This window comes from Albibacterium sp. (assembly GCF_035514885.1).
GTDB lineage: Bacteria > Bacteroidota > Bacteroidia > Sphingobacteriales > Sphingobacteriaceae > Albibacterium.
Window position 1 is genome coordinate 20,926 of the sequence record NZ_DATJCH010000009.1, and the last position, 9,230, is coordinate 30,155.

General features: G+C 36.0%; 10 protein-coding genes. 6 read left to right on the plus strand and 4 right to left on the minus strand.

What is annotated here, in order from left to right:
- Nucleotides 1-8 precede the first annotated feature (8 nt).
- The 3 genes from VL047_RS02620 to VL047_RS02630 all read right to left on the minus strand — a co-directional run bounded on the left by VL047_RS02620 (nt 9) and on the right by VL047_RS02630 (nt 1,833).
- The gene (locus VL047_RS02620; protein WP_325358238.1) at nt 9-413 is read right to left on the minus strand and encodes a transcriptional regulator; all 405 of its coding nucleotides are present in this window, start codon (nt 411-413) and stop codon (nt 9-11) included.
- Nucleotides 414-431: 18 nt separating this feature from the next.
- On the minus strand, nt 432-971 hold the full coding sequence (locus VL047_RS02625; RefSeq protein ID WP_325358240.1) for a hypothetical protein: 540 nt from the start codon (nt 969-971) through the stop codon (nt 432-434).
- Nucleotides 972-1,032: 61 nt separating this feature from the next.
- Nucleotides 1,033-1,833, minus strand: a complete 801-nt coding sequence (locus VL047_RS02630; protein ID WP_325358242.1) for a DUF4382 domain-containing protein — start codon at nt 1,831-1,833, stop codon at nt 1,033-1,035.
- Nucleotides 1,834-2,044: 211 nt separating this feature from the next.
- Between VL047_RS02630 and VL047_RS02635 the strand changes: the two genes are divergently transcribed.
- The 6 genes from VL047_RS02635 to ligD all read left to right on the plus strand — a co-directional run bounded on the left by VL047_RS02635 (nt 2,045) and on the right by ligD (nt 8,996).
- On the plus strand, nt 2,045-2,335 hold the full coding sequence (locus VL047_RS02635) for a hypothetical protein (RefSeq protein ID WP_325358244.1): 291 nt from the start codon (nt 2,045-2,047) through the stop codon (nt 2,333-2,335).
- Between the two features lie 10 nt (nt 2,336-2,345).
- On the plus strand, nt 2,346-3,188 hold the full coding sequence (locus tag VL047_RS02640) for a hypothetical protein (protein WP_325358246.1): 843 nt from the start codon (nt 2,346-2,348) through the stop codon (nt 3,186-3,188).
- A gap of 5 nt (nt 3,189-3,193) precedes the next feature.
- Nucleotides 3,194-3,868, plus strand: coding sequence for a response regulator transcription factor (locus VL047_RS02645; RefSeq protein WP_325358248.1), 675 nt, complete (start codon nt 3,194-3,196; stop codon nt 3,866-3,868).
- Nucleotide 3,869: 1 nt separating this feature from the next.
- Nucleotides 3,870-5,186, plus strand: coding sequence for a HAMP domain-containing sensor histidine kinase (locus tag VL047_RS02650; RefSeq protein ID WP_325358250.1), 1,317 nt, complete (start codon nt 3,870-3,872; stop codon nt 5,184-5,186).
- 254 nt (nt 5,187-5,440) lie between these two features.
- Nucleotides 5,441-6,214 carry a Ku protein gene (locus VL047_RS02655; protein ID WP_325358252.1) on the plus strand — a complete coding sequence of 258 codons (774 nt, stop codon included), beginning with the start codon at nt 5,441-5,443 and terminating at the stop codon, nt 6,212-6,214.
- 31 nt (nt 6,215-6,245) lie between these two features.
- Nucleotides 6,246-8,996 (plus strand): DNA ligase D, encoded by a 2,751-nt coding sequence (gene ligD, locus VL047_RS02660; RefSeq protein WP_325358254.1) that lies wholly within the window; start codon nt 6,246-6,248, stop codon nt 8,994-8,996.
- A gap of 14 nt (nt 8,997-9,010) precedes the next feature.
- On the opposite strand, the gene VL047_RS02665 is transcribed toward ligD, so the two are convergent.
- On the minus strand, nt 9,011-9,230 hold a 220-nt coding region (locus VL047_RS02665), incomplete at its 5' end, for an ATP-binding protein (protein WP_325358256.1).

Below are 9,230 nucleotides of genomic sequence, written 5' to 3' on the forward strand. Positions count from 1 at the left end.
TTACAATATTATTCAATATCTTCAGAGTCTTTATTGATCCTTTTAGATCTCATTGTAGTTGATTGCTCATTTAATAAGCTATTGTATTTCTCTAAAACATCAATGTACTTATCTTTCCAATAGTTAGATTCATCGAGAAGTTCAGAGTAGCTCTTAAGAGAGCTGTAATCTATTGTTGATTCTTGTATCGTCTGAATTATTTCCGGAAAAAATATTGACATATCTTTATTGATAACCTTACCTATCTTCAATAAAAACTCAATCGAAATATCCGCCTTATCAAACATTCGATAAATGGTAGACCTATCAACGTCTAATTCTTTTGCTATTCTGCTAATAGGAACTCCTACATCTCCTATTAGCTTTCTCAATACATTTCCATCGTGCCTCAACACATTATAAGAATTCAACATAGTATTAGTATTTATTTGTTAATGCCTCCCATTACCTTTGTGGGCTCCTTTACCTCTGCCATTTCCCCGATTATTATTCGCCTTATTATTATGCTTATTACCATTTCTATTGGAATACACCTTTTTTGCTTGTCCGGGTGGCATTCCGTGCGGATGTCCTTTAACTACATAATATCTTGGATCATTACTGTACCTAATCGTCCGTTGGTTGTGCACTTTCTTATATTTTGCATAACGAACTCTATGATTATTGAAGTTCAAATAAGCATTTCTACCATTAACAACCACCTTGTATCCGTTATACAGATTATATCCCCTGTATCTTGAGGGTAAGGATGTGGAGAAAATCCATCGACCGTTACTTAGATATATGAACTGTCTTTTAGGTACATAATAATAGCTTTCAACCTCAGGTAAATAGTAATAGTCTACATAATCATAACCCACAGGACCCCACAGTGGCTGCGATCCTATATTCACGCTTATATTAACTTGTGCTGAAGAGCGCAAGCTAATAAGGCTAAATCCAACAAGAAGTGTTACTAATATTCTTTTCATGATTTCTCTCGATTATATCTATTAAACAAACAGGAACTTGCTCTTAAAAACAAACACAGGCTTACTCTTCGTCCAGAGTAACAATACCCAAACTGGTATTTTGCCCCAGTTCCACATTCACATCAGTGATGGTACTATCTCTATAACCTTCAACCGGAGCGAATTTTACAGAATAATTTCCTTCAGCAAGACCACCAACTATAAATTGACCTGTCAGCGGATCTACAACCGTACCTAATGTATCTGCTCCATCAATAACCAATACTTCAGGATGACTTAGCAAAGGCAGAACTGTTCCGGATATTAAGCCCGATGTAGCAGCAGTAAGACCCCTTACTACCGGTTTAAGTAAGTATTTACCGTTGCCAGCACTTACAATAGATTTCGCAGCATCAAAATCAAGCACTAGTGAATAAGTTACTCCAGGAACCAATGATGGATTTTCTTTAAGCTTAACTTTCCAGCCAGATGATTGACCACTTGGAGTTGTAAGCTCCTGCGAAACACCGTCAACAACAATCGTATTTCCAACGTCATCCAATACTAATCTAACTTCCGTAATTTCACCACTTGGCATCTCACCCGAAGCTACTAGTATATCTGGATTGCTGGTTCCAAGTCTAAAATCCAAAATATTAAAGATATCCGCATCCGCAGCAAAAGTATAGGATTCATCACCAGAGAATAATACAATTTCTTTAACATTCAGGTTGATCTCATCAAAATTTCCAGGAGCATCTGTCATCCTGACTTCTACCTTAGTTGTTCCATTAGCAGAACCGATATTTTCCTTTTCGCATCCAGAAAGAATAGCAATCCCTGCACACAAAGCTAGACCAGAATACATAAGTCTCTTTTTCATAGTTTTTAGTTTAAATGAATATTAATTATTTTCATTAATCAAAACTAAAGCAGCAACATGAAATGAACATGAAATTTTAAACTTATTAGACCTCCAAATTTCATCTTAATTTCATGTTCAATACTGATCTTTGTTATTAGTATACAGATACTAACTTAAAGTTCAACCAGATACCACAATTTTATAAAACAAACTTATTTATATTTACACAATGAAAAGATCTCTCGTTTTCAAAATATTAATAGCCTTTGTCTTTCTATCACTACCATTCTCATTAGTTCAAACAAGTATGGCTAAACCGGCTATTGAGAAGTATCAACAACAAGACAACAAAAAAAATAAAGGTCAGAAAAAGCCAAAAAACAATAAACAGGAACCAAATCAACCAGAAATAAAAACTGTACCCAAAGCTCGCAAACAGCCACGACCAACTGTAGTAGCTAAACCGAAGGTTAAACCAAAACCAATTAAGGTTGTCCGCCCAAACATTAGAAAACCATAAGGCATATTCTATGAGATCCGTCTTTCTACTATTTCTTTTGGGTGCGGCTTTTATGAAAGTGCAGGCGCAACAAGACAGCACAAGCAAAACTACAATAACTGTAGCTACGCTTTATAGTAGTAATGTGAGTTACTATGGACAAGTTACGAATGAAAAACTCCCTTATATATTAGCAAATGTAAGTTTAAGATTCCCGGTTGGTTTTTATCTTTCTGCTGGCTCCTATAAACTTTTAAATTATGGATCCGGATTATCGGAAACGGATATTGGAGGTGGTTTCGATTTCGATTTTAATGACCGGCTTATTGCGGGAATTGCTTATACGCGCTCTTTTTTTCCAGCTAATTCACCACTACTACAAGCCTCTAATGAGAACAATGTAAATTTATCAGCCGGATACACCTGGAATTGGCTCGAAAGCTCCCTAAGTGCGGATTATGCATTTGGTGAACAAAACGATGTATTCTTAAGTCTCACCAATTCAAAAGAAATCAATATCGGCTATCTCTTTAATGAAAGGAACACACTCTCCATCGAACCTGCAATTGAATTATCAGCAGGCACCAGGCATTTTTATCAAACCTATATCATCGAAAAAGGAAAAAGAGACCAAGCTAATGGAATAATAAAGAAACCTGATTCGCCAGGAAATCCAAATTCAGCAAACACAATAGCCATATCTTCTAACAGCTTCGATTTACTATCTTACAACTTTAAACTTCCACTTAGCCTTAGCCGTGCAAATTATATTGCCGAGATTAGCTATCAATTATCTATTCTGGGACCAAAAGCTGAAACTGAATTAAAAAATCAACAGTCAATTTTTGGACTAGCTTTTTATTATCAACTTTAATCTAAATGAAAGTATTAATTATTGAAGATGAGAAAACACTGGCGTATGAAATGGAAGCTTTCCTTAAAAAGAGTTTCTATCTCTGCGATCTCGCACATAATTTTGCAAAAGGATTAGAGCAACTAGAGCTGAACAAATACGATTTCATATTAATCGATCTAAATCTACCCGATGGTGATGGACTGGAGATTTTAAAAAACGCAAAAAAAAGCAATCCTGATGCAGCATACATCATCATTACTGCCAGAACCAATTTAAAAGACCGGGTTAATGGACTAGACTTAGGTGCAGATGATTATTTGGCAAAACCATTCTATCTTTTAGAACTTCAATCAAGAATGCAGGCTATAGCCCGACGAAAATTTAATATCGCAGAAGAGCTGATACCCATCGGCAAATTCAATGTCGACCTTCAAAAAAGGCTTATTATATTTGAGCAACAGCAGATCGAACTTTCACGCAAGGAATTTGACCTGCTAAGCTACCTTTTACTCCATAAAAACCGTGTATTGACACGTGTTCAACTTAGCGAACATATCTGGGGCACCTTTGTAAATGACGATTATGACTCCAACTATATCGATGCGCATATCAAAAATATCCGTAAAAAATTAAATGTTTGGGCAGATACAGAATGGCTCGAGACGGTACGTGGCGTAGGCTATAGAATTAAGAAATAGTATGAAATTATCTACTAAACTTACTCTTTTCATAACCGGGTCAAAATTGGCTATCGTACTATTATTCGTTCTAGCCCTACCCTTTCTAATTAAACAAATTGCTTCACAGTATACCAATTACACCTTAAATCAACAGCGACAAAAAGTACTCGATATCGTTAATAAAAATGGCTTAGATTATTATTTTCAGGGGGAGGATAACTATGGTAGCTATACCATGTTAAAGGAAGAATTTATAGCCCTCTTACCTGTTGAGTCTAATCTTAAAATGGATACCATTAAAGATTCCCAGCGTCTTATAGAAAGCGATACACTCAACTACAGAGTCTTGAGCTATACTTTTAAAAACGACAATAAAAATTATTTGCTGGAAATTGGTAAAACAACAGCGAGCATCAATCAATATAATAAACCTTTACAGCAGTTTGCTCTATTCGTTTTAATCATTTTAATTGTCTTAACCATATTAATAGACCTCACCTTTGTCCGCATACTGGTTCGTCCGCTGGCAAAAATAATAGGAAGTCGTTTAACGAACAGAAGGTTTCCTTTTAAAGATAACCAGGAGCAAATTCAAACCAGTACAACTGATTTTAAATACCTTGATGAATCACTAATTCTTTTAATGAGTCAGATCAATGAAGCATTCTATAAGGAAAGAGACTTCACATCCAATGCTTCTCATGAACTGATGACACCCATCAGTATTCTTCAAAACAAGTTGGAAAATCTTCTTAGCAATGAAAATCTCGATGAAGAAATCTCATTAGCTATTATAGAGATGATGAAAACGGTAAACAGATTAAAAAATATTACAAAGTCTCTGCTTCTAATTTCAAGGATTGAAAATGAACAATACATTAGAAAAGAAGAGATTAAACCACTATTATTGTTTAAAGAGATTATAGAGGAAATTGACCATCGATTAGAAGAAAAACACATCCAGATCTCTTTAAACGTTTCTCCTGATGCAGTATTAAAAGGAGTTAACAAAGATCTACTGTTTCAATTATTTTTTAACTTGATTCATAATGCTATAAAATTTAATCGAGATCAAGGTGAAATCTTTATAAGCGATAAGTATTTGAACAATGGAGCTTATGAAATCACGATCACCGATACCGGTGTCGGAATTCCAAAAGATGATCTAGTTTCTATCTTTGATCGTTTCAAGAAAACAAATCTACAAGAAGATGTAGGCTATGGTTTAGGATTAGCCATCGTTAAAAGCATTGCGATGTATCATCAATTACAGACCAGCGTCCAATCTGAAGTCGGAAAGGGTACTACTTTTACCATCACCTTTCCAAAGGTTTAACGTACCACAAAGCAAACTCGTATTAGTTTAATGAGAACTTCCAAAAAGATTTCTGTGGAGTATCTACGTTAAAACAATCAAAAAAACACAGATATACCGCATGCATAACACTGAAATAATTCTAGCATGTAATACCAGTCCTTTAAAAGTATAATACAAACTATAAGGAGGTTCTCTGCAGGAAAACAACAATGCTTTCTTATGTTCCAAACAATCACTCCATAACTGGCGTTTATAAATCAAATGATTTGATTATGAGATCGATTTGGAAAGGTTCAATTGGCTTTGGACTGGTAAACATTCCTGTAAAACTATTTTCTGCTGTTCAGAATAGTAATTTAGATTTTGACATGCTCGATGAACGCGACCATTCAAAGATCAAATTCCAGCGCATCAACGAAGATACACGAAAGGAAGTTCCTTATGAAAAAATTGTAAAGGGATACTTCTTAAATGATAGATACATCATTTTGGATGAGAGTGATTTTGAAGAGGCAGCGCCCGAGAAAACCAAAGTAATTGAGTTGGAGAACTTTGTAGATATTGAATCTATTAACCCGATTTACTATGAAACTTCTTATTATTCAGAACCAGAAAAACAGGGCGAAAAGGCCTATGGTCTGCTGTTAAAAGCATTAATAAAATCAAAAAAAGCAGGGATTGGTCGTTTTGTACTTCGCAATACAGAGAATCTCTGTGTAATTCATCCCATGGATAATGTTATTGTTATTACCAAAATCAGATTCCAACAAGAAATCAGAGATACATCTGATATTAAAAAAGTAGATGATAAAACAGTTTCAAAAAAAGAAATGGATGTTGGATTGGCTTTAATTAAACAGTATAGTTCTGATTTCGACTTAGCAGCTTTTAAAGACACTTACAGTGAAGAGCTCCTTAAAATTATAAAGGCCAAGGCGAAAGGTAAACGTGCTGTTGTTAAAAAGTTGAAACCTCAAAAAGCAAAGAGCGACGATCTATACGATCAATTAATGCAGAGTTTAGGAGCTTCAAAGAAAAAGGCCTAATCAGATTTGACCTTGAAATAATAATATAAATATGGCACTTGAAAAATATAATCAAAAGAGAGATTTTTCTAAAACTAACGAGCCAAAGGCAGGCAGAAGTAAAGATAAAAACAAGTTGATGTTCGTTATTCAGAAGCATGATGCCTCGCGCTTGCATTATGATTTTAGGCTGGAGATGGATGGTGTATTAAAAAGTTGGGCCGTACCAAAGGGTCCTTCATTGGATCCGAAAGTAAAACGTTTGGCAATGATGGTTGAAGATCATCCTTTTGATTATCGGAATTTTGAAGGTATCATTCCACAAGGCGAATATGGTGGTGGAACTGTGATTGTATGGGACCAAGGGTGGTATGAGACCATTGAACCCATTAAAGGTAAAAAAGCACAAGAAAAATATCTACTTAGCGAGCTCAAAAAAGGTTCGGTAAAAATGAAACTGCATGGTGAAAAGCTTAATGGAGAGTTTGCACTTGTGAAAACTAATGGAATGGGTGAAAACGCCTGGCTGCTTATTAAGCACGATGATGATTTTTCTTCGAAAAAAGATATTACGAAACTAGATTCATCTATTCTTTCAGGCAAAACCATTGAGGTAATGGAAAAGAGCAGTGAAAAGGTTTGGCATGGAGGTAAAGAAGAAAAATTAACGGAGAAGACACCTAAGGCTAAAAAAACGACTGCAAAAAAAACATCAGACACTAAGGACGCAAAAGTTGCTTCAGAATCTATTAAGTTAGATACGGCAAGTATTCTAAAAAAGGCGCCGGATTCTGCGATTTTTAAGCAAATAAAACCAATGCTTGCTACTCTGGTAGATCATCCCTTTGATGACCCCGACTGGCAGTATGAGGTGAAATGGGATGGCTATCGTGCATTAGCTTTTTTTAATAAGGGCAAAGTAGAATTGCTTTCCCGTAACAATAAATCATTTAATGATAAGTTCTATCCCATCTATCAATTACTTTCTGAAATGAAAATCAATGCGGTAATTGATGGAGAGATTGTGGTATTGAATGATAAGGGAATTTCCAATTTTGGCACCTTACAGAATTGGCGAAGTGAAGCTGATGGAGAATTGATATTTTATGTGTTTGATATTCTTTGGTATGAAGGTAAAGACCTTACTGAGCTCACTTTAGTAGAAAGACAGGCAATTTTGAATGAAGTTTTGCCAACAGATGATGATAGGATAAGAATTTCACGTGTTTTTGATGCCAGTGGTATAGATTTTTTTGAAGCTGCCACAAGAATGGGATTGGAGGGGATCATAGCCAAACGCAAATCAAGTATTTATACGTTGGGCAACCGCTCTAAAGAATGGCTTAAAATTAAAGTTTCTCATAGGCAAGAAGTGGTAATTGCCGGATTCACAAAAAATAAGGACACTTCTAAACTCTTTAGTGCCCTGATACTGGCCGTGTGGGAAAAAGGTGTATTGACCTATGTTGGAAAGGTTGGTACTGGTTTCTCGGATGCTGATCAGAAGAAAATGATGAAGCAATTCGAGCCTTATATTGTTCCTAAAAGTCCGTTCAAAGTAGTTCCGGATATCAATAAACTTTCCAGGTTTCAACATAAGCAAATGAATGCACAAGCAACCTGGTTGAAACCAGAACTGGTATGTGAAGTTGCTTTTACCGAGATAACCGACGAGGGAATTTTCCGCCATCCTTCGTTTCAGGGAATGCGAATTGATAAAAACTCAAAGGAAGTAGTTCGAGAAAATGCTGCAGATACCGAGCAGATTATTGAGGAAGTAAAATCGGAAGTTTCTAATGAAACAAAAGCTGATGATAAGTCAAAAAACAAGCTGGCGGGCGCAATCCGCCCTCCAAAAACAACCATTCCGAAAACTCTTTTAAATCCGAAAGATGAAACTCAGGTAAGAAAGGTAAATGGCAAGGATCTAAAGTTCACAAACCTGAGCAAGGTTTACTGGCCAGAAGACGGGGTGACGAAAAGAGACATGTTTAACTATTACTATCAGGTTGCAGACTTCATTTTGCCTTATTTGAAAGATAGACCGCAATCATTGAATCGTTTTCCGGGCGGGATACATGGAAAAAGCTTTTATCAGAAAGATGTGAAAGGTAAGGCACCTGAATGGGCAAAAACCTTTCCTTACACAACAAGTGATGGCGAGCCAAAGGAATATTTGGTAGGTGATGATTCAGCAACGCTTTTGTGGATGGCATCGTTAGGATGTATAGAAATCAATCCTTGGTTTTCTAGAGTAAAATCTCCTGACAATCCGGATTATTGTGTCATTGACCTTGATCCTGACAAACAGCACTTTGACCAAGTTATTGAGGTTGCGCTTGCGGTTAAGAAAGTACTCGATTCTATTGATGTACCCTGCTATCCTAAAACTTCGGGTTCTACAGGGATTCATATCTATATCCCAATGAACGCTAAATATACCTATGACCAAACACAGCTTTTTGCCAGAATGGTCGTGGGAATCGTGAACAAACAGTTGCCAGACCTAACTTCCTTAGAAAGGATAGTTTCGGCTCGTAAAGGGAAAATGTATCTTGACTTTTTACAGAACAGACCAGGTGCAACCATTGCAGGACCTTATTCTTTAAGACCTAAAATTGGTGCTACGGTTTCTATGCCTTTGGATTGGAAAGAGGTAAAACCGGGTCTAAAAATGAAAGACTTCACCATTTTCAATACAATTGATAGATTAAAGAAAAAGGGAGATTTATTTAAGCCGGTTTTAGGTAAGGGAATTGATCTTGAGAAAGCAATTAAAAAAGCGAAAAAGCTCTATCCTTAGCTTATTCGTTTTTACTATGTTAGAGAGTTCTTGCCTAATGGTATAAAAATGAAAAAGCTGGAACCAGACCCCAAGCTACTTTCAAAGTCTATTCTACCGCCTTGTCGCTCAATAAATTCTTTACATAAAACCAGGCCTAAACCAACACCCTTTTCATTGTCAGTACCAAATTCAGGATCTGTTTTGATTGAAAAGATACTCTCCTGCTTATCTTGTGAAATACCCTTTCCATTA

Bases quoted from the DNA above. Each gene is read 5' to 3' on its own strand.
- VL047_RS02635 (WP_325358244.1), top strand. From the start codon at position 2,045: ATGAAAAGATCTCTCGTTTTCAAAATATTAATAGCCTTTGTCTTTCTA.
- VL047_RS02625 (WP_325358240.1), bottom strand. From the start codon at position 971: ATGAAAAGAATATTAGTAACACTTCTTGTTGGATTTAGCCTTATTAGC.
- VL047_RS02640 (WP_325358246.1), top strand. From the start codon at position 2,346: ATGAGATCCGTCTTTCTACTATTTCTTTTGGGTGCGGCTTTTATGAAA.
- VL047_RS02630 (WP_325358242.1), bottom strand. From the start codon at position 1,833: ATGAAAAAGAGACTTATGTATTCTGGTCTAGCTTTGTGTGCAGGGATT.
- ligD (WP_325358254.1), top strand. From the start codon at position 6,246: ATGGCACTTGAAAAATATAATCAAAAGAGAGATTTTTCTAAAACTAAC.
- VL047_RS02655 (WP_325358252.1), top strand. From the start codon at position 5,441: ATGAGATCGATTTGGAAAGGTTCAATTGGCTTTGGACTGGTAAACATT.
- VL047_RS02620 (WP_325358238.1), bottom strand. From the start codon at position 413: ATGTTGAATTCTTATAATGTGTTGAGGCACGATGGAAATGTATTGAGA.
- VL047_RS02650 (WP_325358250.1), top strand. From the start codon at position 3,870: ATGAAATTATCTACTAAACTTACTCTTTTCATAACCGGGTCAAAATTG.
- VL047_RS02645 (WP_325358248.1), top strand. From the start codon at position 3,194: ATGAAAGTATTAATTATTGAAGATGAGAAAACACTGGCGTATGAAATG.